This window comes from Flavobacterium sp. HJ-32-4, assembly GCF_022532105.1.
GTDB lineage: Bacteria > Bacteroidota > Bacteroidia > Flavobacteriales > Flavobacteriaceae > Flavobacterium.
The window spans coordinates 1,455,001-1,471,594 of record NZ_CP092832.1 but is presented as its reverse complement, the minus strand read 5'-3'; the positions used below and the strand labels follow the sequence as shown (position 1 = coordinate 1,471,594).

Sequence of the window (16,594 nt, the reverse complement as noted above, 5' to 3'; positions counted from 1 at the left end):
GGCTAAAACGTCAGCACCAAATTTCATTCTTTGAGGCTTATTATAATCTCCACCTTCGAAACACTGATATATCTAAACATAAGCTGGCAGTTATATTGTGTAACCAAAACAGGATTTAGTTATTAACCTGCATAGTTATTTTAGGACGGGTCATAAGCTATATAAATCGTATATACACCGGATATATGTCGTATATATGTCGTATATATGTCGTATATATGTCGTGTATATGTCGTGTATATGTCGTATATAAACCGAGTGTGCTTTAAGTACATTCCGCTATTTCCCTATCTCATTACCCAGTCTCCTACTCCAACCCAGCACTAAATAGGCGTTGGTTCATAGAAAAAAGTTTGCTTGTCCCACGACGCCCCCCTCACACCCATTTTTGCGTTCGCTCATTTGCTAATCCGCTAATTTCCCAATTATTTCCAGTTTTATAAAAAATGTGCGAACTTCTTGTCTCCCCAACTCCTACCTCCCAACTTCCGATCTTCTGAACTTCCTAACCTTGCCCGCTCTCCCCTTTCCTAAAGATCTTCCCGACGGTAGACTTTGGACTTTCAACTTTCGACCTATCCTGTCCTCTCTCCTCTCTCCTCTCTCAACCATGAACCATCAACCATCAACTATGAACCATGAACCATGAACCATGAACCATGAACTATGAACCATGAACCATGAACCATGAACTATGAACTATGAACTCTCAACCATCAACCCCAACTTCCAAACTTAAATCCCTACCTTTGCCGAAAATTTCACCATGAGCAACATCGTCGCTATCGTCGGACGCCCCAATGTAGGGAAGTCGACGCTTTTCAACCGCCTCATCAAGCGCCGTGAAGCCATCGTCGATTCGGTGGCCGGTGTGACACGTGACCGGAATTACGGCAAAAGCGAATGGAACGGACGTGAATTTTCGGTCATTGACACCGGCGGTTACGTGCGTGGCTCAGACGATGTATTCGAAGGTGAAATCCGCAAACAGGTGGAACTCGCCATCGACGAGGCTGACGTCATCATCTTTGTGGTCGACGTCGAGGAAGGCATCACCCCAATGGACGAAGCCGTCGCCAAACTCCTCCGGAAGGTGACCAAACCGGTGCTGTTGGCGGTCAATAAAGTCGACAATGGGGCCCGCGAAAAAGAAGCAATCGAATTCTATAACCTCGGACTGGGCGATTACTATACCTTCGCCAGTATCTCAGGAAGCGGCACGGGTGAATTGCTTGATGCCCTGATCGACGCCTTTCCCGAAAAGCCGGAACCTGTTCAGGAAGACGAAGAACTGCCGCGCTTTGCCGTCGTAGGCCGCCCGAACGCCGGTAAATCGAGTTTCATCAATGCACTGATCGGCGAAGACCGGTATATCGTGACGGACATCGCCGGCACTACCCGCGACGCCATCGATACCAAATTCAACCGTTTCGGATTTGAATTCAACCTGGTCGACACCGCCGGTATCCGCCGGAAGGCCAAAGTAAAAGAAGATCTTGAATTTTATTCCGTCATGCGCTCGGTGCGCGCCATCGAACACGCTGACGTCTGTATCCTGGTCATCGATGCCACCCGTGGGTTCGAAGGACAAGACCAGAACATTTTCTGGCTGGCCGAAAAAAACCGTAAGGGTGTCGTTATTCTCGTAAATAAATGGGATCTGGTCGAGAAAGACACCATGTCGTCTAAAGAATACGAAAACCGCATCCGCAAAGAGATCGAGCCGTTTACCGACGTACCGATCCTGTTCGTATCGGCACTGACCAAACAGCGTCTTTTGAAAGCGCTTGAGGCGTCCGTACAGGTCTTCGAAAGCCGTCGCCAACGCATCTCGACGTCGAAATTCAACGACCACATGCTGAAGGTCATCGAAAACTTCCCACCGCCGGCCATCAAGGGCAAATACATCAAGATCAAATATTGCATGCAATTGCCGACGCAAACGCCACAGTTTGTCTTCTTCGCGAACCTGCCACAGTATGTAAAAGATCCCTACAAGCGTTTCCTTGAAAATAAAATCCGGGAAAAATGGGACTTCTCAGGGGTTCCGATCGACATCTACATCCGCGAAAAATAGTGCCCTTTGTTCGCAGTTGCTAAGTCCGTGTGTTAAACCGGTAGGAAAAGCGCGTAGTTGCACACGGAAAATCGTTTCTTCGCGTTTCTTCACAAAACAAACGCATGACCCGTAATTTACTGCTACTACTGCTGTTATCCGCCGTATCCTCTACATTCGCCCAAAACATCACGATCAAGGGCAAACTGGTTGACAAGGAAATGAAAAAACCGCTGGAAGCGGCCACCGTGTATCTGCAATCCGCGAAGGATTCCACCATGATCGAATACACGATATCCGACCGCACCGGCTCCTTCCTGATGACCGTCCGGAAAACCGACAAGCCGGTCATCCTCAAAACCTCCATGATTACGTTTGCCGATTACACCCGCCGCTTCGAAGGGCTGTCGGAAAACGTTGACGTCGGCACGATCGAACTGGAAGATGCCCCGCGCGCGCTTGAGGAAGTACAGATCAAGAGTGAAGCCCCTCCTGTGCGGATCAAAAACGACACCCTCGAATTCAACGCGTCCTCCTTCAAAGTGCGGCCCGATGCCAATGTGGAAACCCTGTTGAAACAATTGCCGGGCGTCGAAATCGACAACGATGGAAAGATAACGGTAAACGGAAAGGAAGTCAACCAAATCCTCGTGAACGGCAAACCCTTCTTCGACAAAGAAGGTAAAATCGCGTTGCAGAACCTGCCGTCCGATATCATCAACAAGGTACAGATCACCGATACCAAAACCAAGAAAGAAGAAACGACCGGACAGGCAGCCTCGTCAAATGAGGCCTCCATCAACCTCACCATCGACGAAGACAAGAACAAAGGATTCTTCGGTAAGGCGATGGCCGGCTACGGCAGCGACAAACGCTATGAAAGTAGCCTCATGCTCAACTATTTTAAGGGAAGCCGAAAGATCTCCCTGATCGGCTCTTCCAACAACATCAATACCACCGGTTTCTCGATGAACGAGATTTTCGACAGTATGGGCGGTGGACGTAATTACTCTATCTGGACCAATGACGACGGGTCATTCGGCATCAACGGCATGATGTTCGGTGGCGGATTCGGCATCAAGAAATCGAACATACTTGGGGTGAATTACAGCGATGAACCGGTTAAGAACCTGACGACAAACGGCAGCTATTTCTATACCGACAGCGACCGCAACAACACCAACCGCACCCGCGCGGTGACATTCCTCGAAGACGACAGTTTTACGACCCAGTCGAATTCGGTCAACCACGAATTTACCTTCGCCCATAACGGCAGTCTGGAAATCGAAATCAAACCTGACACACTCACGACGATTTCCTTTACACCGAAAATCTCGCGTGGCCGGTCGCATTACGAAAGCGCCAGTTCCTCTTCTACTACCAACGCCGCCGGACGTCTCACGCAGGAAAATATTGGAAACAGCGATGCCGAGACCCGCTCCGGCAATCTGGGCGGATCGTTGTATATCGGGCGGAGTTCCCGCAAACGCAAAGGCCGGTACCTAAGCAGCTGGATGGAACTCGATAACAACGAAACTGAGTCGAGCACGTATAACGTTTCACAAAACCGTTTCTATTTTGATGACGATGGCGACGGCGTTTCCGACCGCACGACATCCGATGACCGGAACCAACTTCGCTCGGGACGTGGGATCAACCAGCGCTTCCACTCCGAATTCGAATGGTCAGAACCCGTGCCCGATTCGATGTCGGTGCGTATTAAGTTCGAGTATGATCGCTCGCAACGGGTAGACGACAACGTGACGTATGATTTTGATGGCGCTTCAGGTCGTTTTGACCTCTTCAACGGACTGCTTTCCAATTATTTGCAATCACGGACAGAGACCTTTGGTCCGAAAGTCGGATTAGGCATCCAGAAGGGAAAATGGAACGTCAACCTCTATGGCGGGCCGCTTATTGCCAATTATGCCGCCAACGGCGAATACCTGGGCGACCGCAAGGGCATCCGTAAGAACGACATCTTCCCGTCGGCAAATGTGTGGTCGGGCTATAACTTCACGAAGACAACCGCTTTGTGGATGAACTACAACTACAACATCGACTATCCGTCTGCCCAACAAATCCTCGACATCACTGACCTGAGCGACCCGCAAAACACGGTGGTGGGTAACCCCGACCTGTCGCCGAACAAACAACATTATTTCTACTTGAGTCTCCGCGACTACGATCACCAGACCAAATCGGGCTGGAGCATCTGGAGTGGCGGCAGCATCTTTGACAGCCGCGTGGCCTCGGTAGTAACCTACGACGCGTCATTGAAATCGACCACCAGCTACCGCAACGTTTCGGGTGGTGCCTCCACCTGGTTTGGCGGCAACTGGAGTAAGACCGTTAAAAAAGACGCCCACTCCTACCGATATGGCGTACGCGTCTCGTCAGGATACGATTATGATCTGGGATATATTACAAGTCCACCAAGCGCGGGCGAACCCGTCCCCACTCCAGTACTATACAGCGCCAAATCCCTCAGCCTGACGCCGAAGTTGACCTTCTCGTATGACTATGGGGAGTTGCTTTCCATTGCACCGAACTACAGCTTTACGTACAGTGACACCGGATATGACAATTATGTGGTTGACCGCCAGACCAACGTCCGTCATACGCTTTCATTGCAAACTACGTCGTATTGGCCGAAGAATGTGGTCTTTGGCAACGACGTCAGTTATACCTACAACTCGATGATCGCCGACGGTTTCCGTAAGGATTTCCTTTTGTGGAACGTCAGTCTCGGTTACAACTTCCTCAACAAAGACCTTTTGGCGAAAGTAAAGGTATACGACCTTCTTGACCAAAACGTCAGCGCCACCCGCACCATCACAGCGACCGGCATCCGCGATGCGCAAAACACCGTATTGCGTCGCTATGTAATGTTCTCCCTGACCTACAAAATCGAGAAGTTTGGCGGGAAGAAGAAAGAAGAGAACCGTTTTTGGTGGATGGATTAGCCAGCAAGCAGTGGGCAGTTGCAGTAGGCAGTTTCCTGGGATACTTAATAATAAAAAGGCGAATCATAAATGATTCGCCTTTATCTATTTAACTCGCTCTCGGGGAGAAGCGACGTATCGGATGAATAAACAACTGCTTACTGAGACTGCCTACTGCCAACTCGACTACCAGCTTCCGCCCGATCCGCCGCCGGAGAATCCTCCGCCGCCGAAACCGCCACCGCCAAAGCCGCCGCCGAAACCACCACCACCGCCGCCAAATCCGCCGCCGCTGCTGCGACCCAGACTGCTAAGCAGGATGATTTCACCGAGACCCATGCCACCGCCGCCTCCGAGACCGCCGCGTCCACCGCGTCCGCCTCTTCGAATTGCGCCGATGATGATAAACACTACTACGAAAAAGACCACGAGCAGCGCCGGCCAGGGAAACCCTTCGTCTCCACCGCGTCCGCGGGCCTTGCTGCCATCTTTATACTTACCGGCGATCGCGTCGATCAGTGCGTCGGTACCTTTGTTGAGTCCGGCGTAAATATGGCCTTCCTTAAACTCCGGCACAATGATGTTCCGCGTGATTTCTCCACCGATACCGGCGGTTATCTTGTCTTCAAGTCCATATCCCGGACTGATCCATATCTTCCGCTCTTCCTTCGCCACCAAAATGAGTACGCCATTGTCGGTATCGGATTGCCCGATTCCCCATTCCTGCGCCCATCTCGGCGTGAGTGTGCCAATGTCATCACCTTTGAGTGTTTCAATGGTAACAACCACCATTTGGTTGGAGGTCGAATCTGCATACTTCAATAACTTCTCTTTCAGGGCTGCCTCGTCCTGTTCTTCCAGCATATTGGCATAGTCGTACACACTGGTCTGCTCAGACGGTTTCGCCGGGATTTCAAATTGTGCAAATCCATGCAGAGGCACGAACATCGCTGCGACGAACGCGAAAATAACTGATAACTTTCTCATTAGCCGCGGGAGATTTCGTTTGACAATTCGTTGGTGTCGTCGTCTTCGCATGGGAAGAACGCGCGTAGTTTCTCGCCCGCCAACCTGATACCGGTAAGCAGACCCGATTTGAAATCACCGTTGCGAAAGAACGCCTGCATGGCCTCTTTGGTCGTGTCCCAAAAATCAGCCGGTACAACGGCATCGATACCCTGGTCACCGCATATGACGAATTTTCGGTCATTAACCGCCATGTAAATCAATACCCCGTTTTTCAGTTTGGTGGCATCCATGTCTAATTGGGCGAATACCTCCCGGGCCCGGTCAAACGGTTCTTTGTCGCACGAGGCTTCGATATGCACTCGTATCTCACCCGACGTCTCCTTCTCGGCAGCCTGTATGGCGGCTACGATCTGGAGTTCGTCGTCTTTTGTCAGGAAATCGCCTGCCATTAGAATTTCACTTCTACGGGCTTGTCAGCACCAGCTACCGATTCGAAATACGGTTTTTCTGTATAGCCTCCAAGGAAAAGGCTTTGAGGGGCTGCCAATACATAACCATTGTATGCCTGTACCGCTTCGTTGAAACGGGTGCGCGCTGTCAAGATCTGGTTCTCAGTACTCGACAATTCGTCCTGCAGCTTCAGGAAGTTCGAATTCGCCTTAAGATCCGGATATTTCTCGACCGTAACCAGTAGTCGTCCGAGTGAACTGGTCAGTCCGCTTTGCGCAGCATTGAACGATGAAAGTTGTGCGGCTGTCAGATTGGTAGGATCTACCGTAACCGACGTCGCTTTGGCGCGTGCCTCCACCACCGCGGTAAGGGTCGATTTCTCGAAATCGGCGGCACCCTTCACCGTATTGACCAAATTACCGATAAGGTCATTCCGACGCTGATAGGCCGTCTGTACGTTACCCCATTCTTTATTAACCGCCTGGCTTTTCCGCAACGCTTCATTCTTCACACTGAAGAAATAGAAGATGCCCAGAAGCAAAACGCCAACGATAGCCAGGATAATAATGGTTCCTTTTTTCATGTCTGATTGTATTTAAAGTTGATTTTTAATATTTACTAATTGTGCCTTGACCGCCTCAAGACGACTGATGATCTCAAACGTATCAAGCGTTTTCTTTTGGTTTTCCTTCAGGTGGGTGCGGGCGCCTTCCAGGGTGAAACCACGCTCTTTGACGAGGTGGTAGATCATCTGGAGGTTTTTCACGTCCTCTGGGGTGAACATCCGGTTGCCTTTGGCGTTCTTTTTGGGTTTGAGGACATCGAATTCCTTGTCCCAAAAACGGATCAGCGACGCATTCACCTGAAATGCCTTCGCCACTTCCCCTATACTGTAATACCGTTTACCCGGTGTTAGTTCTATATGCATCAGTCGAGAGATTGGTTTTCCTGGTTGGCTAATTTGGAAATCAAGACGTATTCAGCCGCCGAGATATTTCCGTAATAGAAATTGATGGGGTTTACAACTTCCCCGTTTTTATGTACTTCATAATGGAGGTGCGGCGCTTCTGAACGTCCCGTGCTTCCGACATATCCGATGATTTCACCCCGCTTGACACGTTGGCCCCGTTTCGCTTTGTAACGACTAAGGTGGCCATACAGCGTTTCATAGCCATAACCGTGCCGGATGACAATATGGTTGCCGTAACCGGAGGCCGTATTGTCGGCCCGCTCGACCACGCCATCGCCTGTCGCAAAAATCGGGGTACCCGTGCGCGCTGAGAAATCCATCCCGGCGTGGAACTTCCGCACTTTGGTAAACGGGTCGCTGCGATATCCAAAGCCCGATGCCACAGCCCGCAGGTTTTCGTTCCGGACGGGTTGAATGGCCGGAATCGCCGCCAACAGCTTTTCTTTTTCCTTCGCCAGCTTCGCGATCTCATCAAGCGATTTCGATTGCACGGCGAGTTCCTTTGACAGGATGTCGATCCGTTTGGTGGTATTGATCACTAATTCGGAATTGTCGAATCCTTCCAGTTCTTTATACCGGTTCACTCCGCCCAGACCCGCCTTGCGCTGGGCCGCGGGAATCGGCGACGTGTTGAAATAGTTACGGTAGATGCCGTTGTCGCGTTCTTCAATATCGCTGATCACCTCGTCGAGTTCGTCCATCCGTTTGTTGAGGATGGCGTAGCGTACCTTCAAATTCTGGAGTTCGCGCTCCTGCAAACGGTCTTTCGGTGTATCGAGGAAAGAGGTGTTGAGCAGGACGACGAATGCCAGCACACCGAAGAGTGCCGACGACAGGAGAAAAAGCATGGCATACCCGAACTTTTTGCGCTTGCGGACGGTGATTTTCCTGTACGCAAGGTTTTCGGAATCATAGTAATATTTTACTTTCGCCATGTTTCGGAAACTTCCTATTTTTGTGGCTTACCAAAGGGCAACCTTTGTTTATACGCACAAATTTATAAAATGTTTCAAGGGGAAACCGAAAGTCATATCGACCAGCCCGTTAACGGTTTGGATGTGAGGCGTATGACGCCTTTCTTTTTTGTTTCCCACGTCCTATAAAATGAAATCACAAGACATCCGCCGCCAATTCCTCGACTTCTTCGAAAGCAAGGGCCACCTGATTGTTCCCTCAGCACCCATCGTTTTGAAAGACGACCCGACGCTCATGTTCAACAATTCGGGCATGGCGCAGTTCAAGGAGTTCTTCCTGGGCAATGGCAGACCGAAAAGCAAACGCATCGCGGATACCCAAAAATGTCTTCGTGTGTCGGGCAAACACAACGACCTGGAGGATGTAGGCTTTGATACCTACCACCACACCATGTTCGAGATGCTGGGCAACTGGTCGTTCGGCGACTATTTCAAGAAAGACGCCATCCATTGGGCATGGGAACTTTTGACCGAAGTGTACGGTGTGCCGAAAGACATCCTCTATGTAACCGTTTTTGAAGGAAGCAAGGAAGAGAACGTCCCGTTTGACCAGGAAGCATATGACATTTGGAGCGCGCTTGTGCCCGAGGATCGCATCCTGATGGGCAATAAAAAAGACAATTTTTGGGAAATGGGCGACCAGGGACCCTGTGGACCTTGTTCGGAAATACACGTTGACCTTCGATCACCGGAAGAAAAAGCCTTGATTCCCGGACGCGACCTCGTGAACGGCGACCACCAGCAAGTGGTGGAAATCTGGAACAACGTGTTCATGGAATTCAACCGCAAGGCCGACGGATCGCTTGAGAAATTGCCGGCCCAACACGTCGACACAGGCATGGGATTCGAGCGTTTGTGTATGGTGTTGCAGGGCGTGCAGTCGAATTACGACACGGATGTCTTCACCCCACTTATTCAGAAAATAGAAGGGCTTACCGGCACCCGTTACCATTCGAAGGCGCCATCCGCAGAAGCAGAAAAAGTCAACATCGCCATCCGTGTGGTAGCCGACCACGTGCGGGCAGTCGCGTTCGCCATCGCCGACGGCCAGTTGCCATCGAATACCGGGGCAGGTTACGTCATCCGTCGTATCCTCCGTCGCGCCATCCGCTATGGTTTCACCTTCCTCAACAAAAAAGAACCTTTCATATTCGAACTCGTCGCCGTCCTTGCACAACAAATGGGCGACTTTTTCCCGGAAATCAAAGCCCAGGAACAACTCGTGGCCAATGTCATCCGCGAAGAAGAAACGTCGTTCCTGAAAACGCTTGACCAGGGACTCCAGCTACTCGAGAATCTTGTAAAGGACTCTGACGGAAAGGAGATCTCCGGTGATAAAGCGTTCGAACTATATGATACTTTTGGCTTCCCTAAAGACCTTACGGCGTTGATCCTGAAGGAAAAAGGAATGTCGTTCAGCGAAAGCGAGTTCGACAAAGCCATGCAGGTGCAAAAGACCCGTTCGCGCGCTGCGTCAGAAGTGGCAACCGACGACTGGACGGTTTTGATCGAAGGGAATGTGGAGACCTTTGTAGGATACGACCAGCTTGAGAATGAGGTGCGTATTACCCGTTACCGCAAAATCGACAGTAAGAAAGACGGTGTCCTGTATCAACTCGTACTCGATGCCACGCCCTTCTACCCGGAAGGGGGCGGACAAGTGGGCGACCGCGGTACGCTTTCATCGGGAGACGAAGCGATTGAGATCATCGATACCCGAAAAGAGAACAACCTGATCCTGCACTTTGTCAGGAAAATGCCGAATAACCTGAAGGCGACGTTTATCGCCAACGTAGACGGTGCCCTACGTGCCCGAACCGAATGCAACCATACCGCCACGCATTTGCTGCACCAGGCGTTGCGTACGCTTCTCGGCACCCATGTCGAGCAAAAGGGATCACTCGTAGCGCCCGACTACCTGCGCTTCGACTTTTCCCATTTTGCCAAAGTAACCGATGCCCAATTAGCCGAGGTGGAAGCCTTTGTGAACGCACGGATTTCCGATCATCTGGCGCTTGAGGAACGCCGCAGCATCCCATTTGCACAAGCCGTATCGGAAGGTGCTATGGCGCTGTTTGGGGAAAAATACGGCGACAACGTGCGCGCCATCCGGTTTGGCACGAGTATGGAATTGTGCGGTGGTACCCACGTGCGCAATACCGCCGATATCTGGTATTTCAAGATTGTATCGGAAAGCGCCGTAGCGGCAGGCATCCGTCGTATTGAAGCAATTACGAACGACGCCGTACGCACCTATTTTGCCGATCAGGAACGCGCACTGGAAAACATCCGCGAAGCGCTGAAAAATCCGCAGGACAGCCTGAAAGCGGTGGTTTCGCTTCAGGACGAAAATACCAAATTGAAAAAACAGGTAGAGCAACTACTGAAAGAGAAAGCCCGGAACCTCAAAGGCGAACTTGCCACCGAGCTGAAAACGGTGAACGGCGTACGCTTTCTGGCGAAGCAGGTGGATCTCGACCCGGCGGGGGCGAAAGACCTGGCGTATGAACTCGGACAACTCGGAAATGACCTCTTCCTGGTGTTGGCCACCGCAGCCGATGACAAGCCGATGCTGACGGTATATATTTCCAAGGACGTCGCGACCGAAAAGAACCTGAATGCCGGTACGATTGTGCGCGAATTGGCGAAACACATACAAGGTGGCGGTGGCGGACAACCGTTCTTCGCAACCGCGGGAGGAAAAGACGTTTTGGGTATACCGCAGGCGTTGGAAGCCGCGGCCGGATTCCTTCCGTAATGGAACTGCTCACACGTCTCCCGAAACGTCCAGGTGAGCCGCGGATCGACTATGATGCACGGATGGTTTCGTTGGGTTCGTGTTTTGCCGTCCACATGGCCGAGAAGTTCGACTACTTCGGTTTTCGGCACACGGTCAATCCGTTTGGGATACTGTTCAGTCCGGATGCGATCGAGAAAGTCCTTCATTTTGCCGTTTCCCACAAAACGTTCACCGACGCCGACCTTTTTTTCCATGACGAACGCTGGCATTGCTTCGATGCCCACTCTGATTTGAGCGGCACTAAAGAAGACGTCATTTCGGCCTTGAACGATGCCGTTTCACTCCTTAGGAACTGTATTGCAGACGCGTCACATGTAATCATCACCCTGGGCACGGCATGGGTGTACCGCTATACGGCGACGGATGCGTTGGTCGCGAATTGCCACAAGGTACCCCAGCGTGACTTCACGAAAGAGCTACGTTCGGTGGAAGACGTCGCCACATCGGTTCGGGCGATGATGACCCATATCCGGCAGTTGCGCCCCGAAGCCCACATTCTATTTACCGTCTCACCGGTGCGCCATATTAAGGACGGTTTTGTGGAAAACCAGCGAAGCAAAGCCCATCTAATTGCCGGACTCCATGAGGCATTATCCGACGCAACGCACGCTTCGTATTTTCCGTCGTATGAATTGATGATGGATGAACTGCGCGACTACCGGTTTTACACCTCGGACCTGTTGCACCCCAACGAACTGGCACTATCGTATATATGGGAGTGGTTTGCCGACACCTGGATCGCTCCGGAGGCGCTTCCCATCATGGAGGAAGTGGATGCTATACGAAAGGGTCTCGCGCACCGACCATTCCATCCGGAAAGTGACACGCATCGCCGTTTTCGTGAGGGATTGGCAGAACGGATCAGGCAGTTACAACAGCGCTTCCCTTTTATCCGTTTTTAGCTTAGGCTAGCTTTCGATTACCGGGACTTCGGACAATTCGAAGAAAACCTGTTTGCCCTTCTCGCGACCGGTTCGAACCATTTCATCCGCCCCAGCCGACGCCCCACCCATTCGTAAGACCGCATCGCAATAGTCAATGAGTTTGACGGCAATCGGATGGAAAATCTCATTGAAGACCGCATCCCCGATTTGCTTGGAACCGGCGGCCTCGATCAGCGGCAGCGCGAACCATTCACCGAGCACGGGCATGTGCCCTATGCGATAGAGTTTCAATGCAACATCCGTCATTGCCTTCACGTTGGCTTCGATGCGTTGGGGGTCGTCGTTGGTTCCGGAGCGATACGGTCCGGCTACCAGGATCATCAAGGGTTTTGGCATGTATATAGGGTTGAATTAAATAGTAAAAACGCCGCGTTACAAGCTACACTTTGCAGAATCGGATCGGCGGCCAGCGTCCATCGTCGGTCTGCAACCAGTACACGCCAGATGCGAGTGCGGTTACGTCGATTTTCACGACACCGTCTGACCACCCACCCGACAACAAGGTTTTCCCGGCGGCATCGGTAATACGGTAACGGGTGGCATCAAGCCCCTGAATAGCAGGTATTTCAATCGTTTCGCGGGCCGGATTCGGATAGCAACGGAAAGCGGTTACATCCGGATGCTCCGCGTGAAGCGTACCGCAGGTGATTTGCATGAAATAGGAAAAATCAGTTCCGATATACCCTCCGAAACCGGTGCCTGTTGACGGAATCGCCGATCCGAACGGTAATTGCTTGTACGAACAAATCCGACCTTCGGGTGTGGTTTTGGTATGCGTATGAGGTCCGGATTCATCGTAGACCGCCATGATCCAATACAGGCCGGCTGACAACGCAGTGGGCGTCAACGGGAACGTCTGTAAACCTTCCCCAACTGTGCCAACGGTCGAGACAGCGATAAGCGTTCCCGGCTGGTTATCAAAATCCGTGTAGACGGCCATTTGCACTTGTGCGCCCGTATTGCGTCCGACAAAACCTACACCGGTCAGTGTACCGTCGGCCTCCAACTGATACCGCGTCCCAACGAGATAGTCGGCGGCAAACGAATCGACGGTGTTGTCGAAACCCGTAACATCCTCGTTGCCAATAGTGCAGCTTTGTGCTACCGACTGGTCAACGATAGCGCCCATAAACAGCAATGAGGCCAGCATTGTCTTTGTCCACTTTGTCACGATAGTAGCATTTGATGCGACAAAATAAAGTCAAGAAACCGACAATGGACTTATTCTAGTTTAATTCGGTGCCTTTTTTTTACGTCGGATCACGCTAAGGAATTGCGGCGTGATGCCCAAATACGACGCGACATCTTTCAACAGAAAACGTGATTCTGCATAAGGAAACCGCGCCAGAAATGTGGTGTAGCGGTCTTCTGCCGGCACCGAGAGGTTGGCGATGATGCGCTCGCGCTGTGCGATGTAGGCGTTTTGGAAACTCAGTCGGAAAAACCGTTCAAACTGTGGAAGTGTTCGGTAAATCGTGGCAAGTGCATCGGTATCGATAACCCACACCTCGGTACGCTCGATGGCCTGGATACTGGTTTTTGACGGCGTTCCGGTGAACATGCTGTGAAGGTCCTCGGCCCACCACCCTTCTATGGAAAAGTCAAGCAAGTGGTCGACGCCGTCGGAATCAGTATAGAACGACTTCAGACAGCCGCGGCAAACGAAATACTGCTCCTTGCAAATCTGGCCTTCGCGCAGCAGGTAGTCACCCGCTTCGATTGTTTTATGGCGCAAGAGGGTCAAAAAGTGGCGCGTTTCCTCGTCGGATAAACGGATGTGACGCGCTATACTGCCGAGAATCAAGTCTGTGTCCATATAGAATACCGCGTGGAATGCCGCAATGTTAGTACAAAAAGGGACACGAACCAAACCTCGGGATAGGGGAAAAAGTTCCCACCTCTTTAGTTCCGGCGGATCACGTAACGCGTGACAACCGTGCGATCTTGCGTTTCCAATCGGGCTATGTAGGTTCCCTCCGCCAGCGATTGGATATTGAAGGTGCCCGACACCGGTTGTTGTTCGGAAACCTTCCGCCCCTCCAGGTCGTAGAGCGTTACCCGCGAAATCACGCGGTCTGATTGAATCCCGACCGTGCCATTCGACGGATTGGGGAAAAGTGTAACGCGCAGTGCGGCTGTAAATTCGGGATTGCTGAGCGGACCGAGTGCCCAGTCGTACCATAATTCGGAGGTAATGCCTGTTATGTCCACTGTCTGGTTCACGCCGACACCGCCATTTCCGTTATTGAAAATAAGGTTGACGGAGGTTACGCCAGAAAATGTAAACGAGTACCATCCGCCGGTAGCAGCCGTCATAGTCACGCCCGGCCAGGTGACCGATGGCATGGCGCTCGTTGGCTGCACATTCCAGTAATAAATTTTTGGTGTGGGCCAACCCGCCGGCGGTTTGAAGTAAACAGTGAATCCGGTTTGTTGGATAAATTGGTACGTTTCCGTCTTCACCGGCGAGGCATTTCCTCCCATATCTTTTGCAAACGCTTTGAGTGTTGTCGTCGTCGAAATCGGCAATTGAAATCCGCTCGCGACTGCTGTAGAGGCGTCAGTCGGTGTCGAGCCATCCACCGTATAATAAATAAGGGGTTGGCTGTCGTTGTCGGTAGCGGTAAGGGTCACGTTGACGGTATTGCCGACGGTGAACGTCCCGCCGGGAGGTGCGATCGTGAGACACGGCGCACCTGATGTGGGTCCGCTTACCCACGAGGCCGATGTGACATCGTACCAGGCATCCGTTTGTACGACCAAATCGGCGGTCTGGTTTCCGCTGCCGCCCGAGCCATTGTTGAACACAACGTTCACCGATGTGACGCCCGTAAAAGTATAGTGGTACCATCCATCGCAATCGGCCGTCATGAGTACACCGGGCCAGGCAGTATCCGTGAGTACGCCTGTGGGTGTGGCATTCCAGTAGTGCACCCGTACCGTCGACCAGGAAGCCGGTGCCTTCACGTGGACGGTGAACGAAGGTGTCTCGCCTATAAAGTAGGTTTTGGTGGTAATCGGTGATATATTTCCCTCCACGTCCTTGGCGAACGCTTTGAAGGTTGTTGTTTGTGTGATCGGAACTTGTACGCTGCCTACGGCCGATGGAGACGAAACGGTCGGATCGGAACCGTCGATCGTATAATACAGTACGGGCGTGGGATCGGTCGAATCGGATGCGGTCATCGTGACGGTTATCGGCGTCGGGGAATACGGGTTCTCAGGCGTAAACGCTACGGTAGGATTGACATTAAGGTTCGTGCCCACCCATACGTGCTGGATGGCTGTTTTGTTCACGTTGCCGAAGGTGTCCGTTACCTCCACGTAGTAATCGACCAGTTTGTTAGAAATCCCCACGATCTTGGCGCTGTATTGGTTGGCGATTTTATTGGGAAGGATGAAAAAACTAATATTGGGATTGTTGGTGATGTTGCCTGTTGGAAAAATGCGTTCGGTCATCGGAAGGGATTGCCAGGCGCCGACCTCGGTACCACCGAAATAGGTTTCGTTTTCGTCGGATGCCGGGTTGTTGGTGCCGTCGCCGTCGATGCGGTATTTTACGACGGCTTCCGCGATGTCATTCACGTCGTAGGCCAATGTCCAAACGGTAAAATCGGCGGTGTTCAATTTTTGTTGGTATCCGTAATTCGGCCCGAACCCGATTTCACCCGGATTGTACGGATACCGCTGCGGGATGAAAACCGTTGGCTTGGTCGTATCGACGCCGGCATTCGCGTCGAGCGTTGGCTGCGCCCGGATGACGGCGTTGTTCGCAGCGATGGTCGCTTTTATTTCGAGATCGATCGCATCGCCGTAGTAGGCGTTTCCGCTGTCGAGTCCGGGCATCAGGAAGTGCCAGGCCTTCTCAGCCGGTGAAGAGCTAGCGGTTGGATTGACGATGTCGGCGATCTGTACGCCACCTTCCAATTCCTCGGCCATGACACAGTGGTTTTCGGCTGCAATCATGACCGCCTGGTTGCGTACATCTTCCGTCCATCCATTCGGGTTGAATTCTTGGTTGGTGTCGTAGAAGGGCCACAGCCAGTTGATGAACTGGGGCGATCCCCAGTCGTTCGCAGCGTTGAACCACGAACCGTCCTCCACATGTACGATGTCGGTAGCGGGCACCGGATAATCGGAAAGGTACTGTTGGATGGTGGTAGGTGTGTATCCCGCTCCGGCGGCAGCATTGGTAAAACCAGGGACCGCTTCGTCATAGTAACTGGATCCTCCGCCCCAGGCGTTGTCGCCGTCGTGTGCCAATAGCACTAGCGAAGGGCGGTTCGCAAGCGCGTAGGGTGCAATATTGTTTTGGAGATTAGAGATACCTTGTGGGGAGTACCCGTCACGGTAACTGTCGAGTTCTGCCATCGGGACGATGTCAAGGGTGAAGGCCGTTCCGGTGGCCGGATCTACGTATCGCGCTTTGTGTGGTGTGAAGCAATAGGGCGCTGCGAACTGGCCGCCCCGACCGTCAATCTGTCCG

General features: G+C 52.0%; 13 protein-coding genes (1 of these 13 cut by a window edge). 4 read left to right on the top strand and 9 right to left on the bottom strand.

Features of this window, described 5'->3' with window-relative positions; all coding sequences use genetic code 11:
- Positions 1 to 766: 766 nt before the first annotated feature.
- Together der and MKO97_RS05920 are read left to right on the top strand one after the other, a co-directional pair.
- Positions 767 to 2,077 (top strand): ribosome biogenesis GTPase Der, encoded by a 1,311-nt coding sequence (gene der / locus MKO97_RS05925; RefSeq protein WP_241105154.1) that lies wholly within the window; start codon positions 767 to 769, stop codon positions 2,075 to 2,077.
- Positions 2,078 to 2,181: 104 nt separating this feature from the next.
- Complete coding sequence (locus MKO97_RS05920; RefSeq protein WP_241105152.1) at positions 2,182 to 5,022, top strand: outer membrane beta-barrel protein; 2,841 nt, start codon at positions 2,182 to 2,184, stop codon at positions 5,020 to 5,022.
- A gap of 165 nt (positions 5,023 to 5,187) precedes the next feature.
- Here the strand turns inward: MKO97_RS05920 and MKO97_RS05915 are convergent, their stop codons facing one another.
- Genes MKO97_RS05915 through MKO97_RS05895 form a run of 5 tightly spaced genes read right to left on the bottom strand, consistent with a single transcriptional unit; the run spans position 5,188 to position 8,325 of the window.
- Positions 5,188 to 5,988 (bottom strand): YgcG family protein, encoded by an 801-nt coding sequence (locus MKO97_RS05915; protein ID WP_241105151.1) that lies wholly within the window; start codon positions 5,986 to 5,988, stop codon positions 5,188 to 5,190.
- Entirely contained in the window at positions 5,988 to 6,419 is a 432-nt protein-coding gene (locus tag MKO97_RS05910; protein ID WP_241105149.1) for a TPM domain-containing protein, read from the bottom strand. Before MKO97_RS05910 ends, MKO97_RS05915 begins: the two co-directional genes overlap by 1 nt.
- Positions 6,419 to 7,003, bottom strand: coding sequence for a LemA family protein (locus MKO97_RS05905; protein WP_241105147.1), 585 nt, complete (start codon positions 7,001 to 7,003; stop codon positions 6,419 to 6,421). The genes MKO97_RS05910 and MKO97_RS05905 overlap by 1 nt, the downstream gene beginning before the upstream one ends.
- A gap of 12 nt (positions 7,004 to 7,015) precedes the next feature.
- Positions 7,016 to 7,348: a MerR family transcriptional regulator gene (locus MKO97_RS05900; RefSeq protein ID WP_241105146.1), complete on the bottom strand. Its 333-nt coding sequence runs from the start codon at positions 7,346 to 7,348 to the stop codon at positions 7,016 to 7,018.
- Entirely contained in the window at positions 7,348 to 8,325 is a 978-nt protein-coding gene (locus MKO97_RS05895) for a M23 family metallopeptidase (RefSeq protein WP_241105144.1), read from the bottom strand. Before MKO97_RS05895 ends, MKO97_RS05900 begins: the two co-directional genes overlap by 1 nt.
- A 169-nt stretch (positions 8,326 to 8,494) precedes the next feature.
- Here MKO97_RS05895 and alaS point away from each other — a divergent pair, with 169 nt between their 5' ends.
- On the top strand, positions 8,495 to 11,122 hold the full coding sequence (gene alaS / locus MKO97_RS05890) for an alanine--tRNA ligase (RefSeq protein ID WP_241105142.1): 2,628 nt from the start codon (positions 8,495 to 8,497) through the stop codon (positions 11,120 to 11,122).
- Positions 11,122 to 12,066: a GSCFA domain-containing protein gene (locus MKO97_RS05885; protein WP_241105138.1), complete on the top strand. Its 945-nt coding sequence runs from the start codon at positions 11,122 to 11,124 to the stop codon at positions 12,064 to 12,066. Before alaS ends, MKO97_RS05885 begins: the two co-directional genes overlap by 1 nt.
- A 6-nt stretch (positions 12,067 to 12,072) precedes the next feature.
- Here the strand turns inward: MKO97_RS05885 and MKO97_RS05880 are convergent, their stop codons facing one another.
- From MKO97_RS05880 to MKO97_RS05865, 4 genes are all read right to left on the bottom strand, one after another.
- Positions 12,073 to 12,444 carry a DUF4406 domain-containing protein gene (locus MKO97_RS05880; RefSeq protein WP_241105137.1) on the bottom strand — a complete coding sequence of 124 codons (372 nt, stop codon included), beginning with the start codon at positions 12,442 to 12,444 and terminating at the stop codon, positions 12,073 to 12,075.
- 43 nt (positions 12,445 to 12,487) lie between these two features.
- Positions 12,488 to 13,279: a T9SS type A sorting domain-containing protein gene (locus tag MKO97_RS05875; RefSeq protein ID WP_241105136.1), complete on the bottom strand. Its 792-nt coding sequence runs from the start codon at positions 13,277 to 13,279 to the stop codon at positions 12,488 to 12,490.
- Between the two features lie 60 nt (positions 13,280 to 13,339).
- The gene (locus MKO97_RS05870) at positions 13,340 to 13,924 is read right to left on the bottom strand and encodes a Crp/Fnr family transcriptional regulator (RefSeq protein WP_241105135.1); all 585 of its coding nucleotides are present in this window, start codon (positions 13,922 to 13,924) and stop codon (positions 13,340 to 13,342) included.
- 86 nt (positions 13,925 to 14,010) lie between these two features.
- On the bottom strand, positions 14,011 to 16,594 hold the 3' portion of the coding sequence (locus MKO97_RS05865; RefSeq protein WP_241105133.1) for a starch-binding protein. The gene runs 782 nt beyond the window's last position; only the last 2,584 of its 3,366 coding nucleotides appear in the window; its start codon lies beyond the right edge, outside the window; it ends in the stop codon at positions 14,011 to 14,013.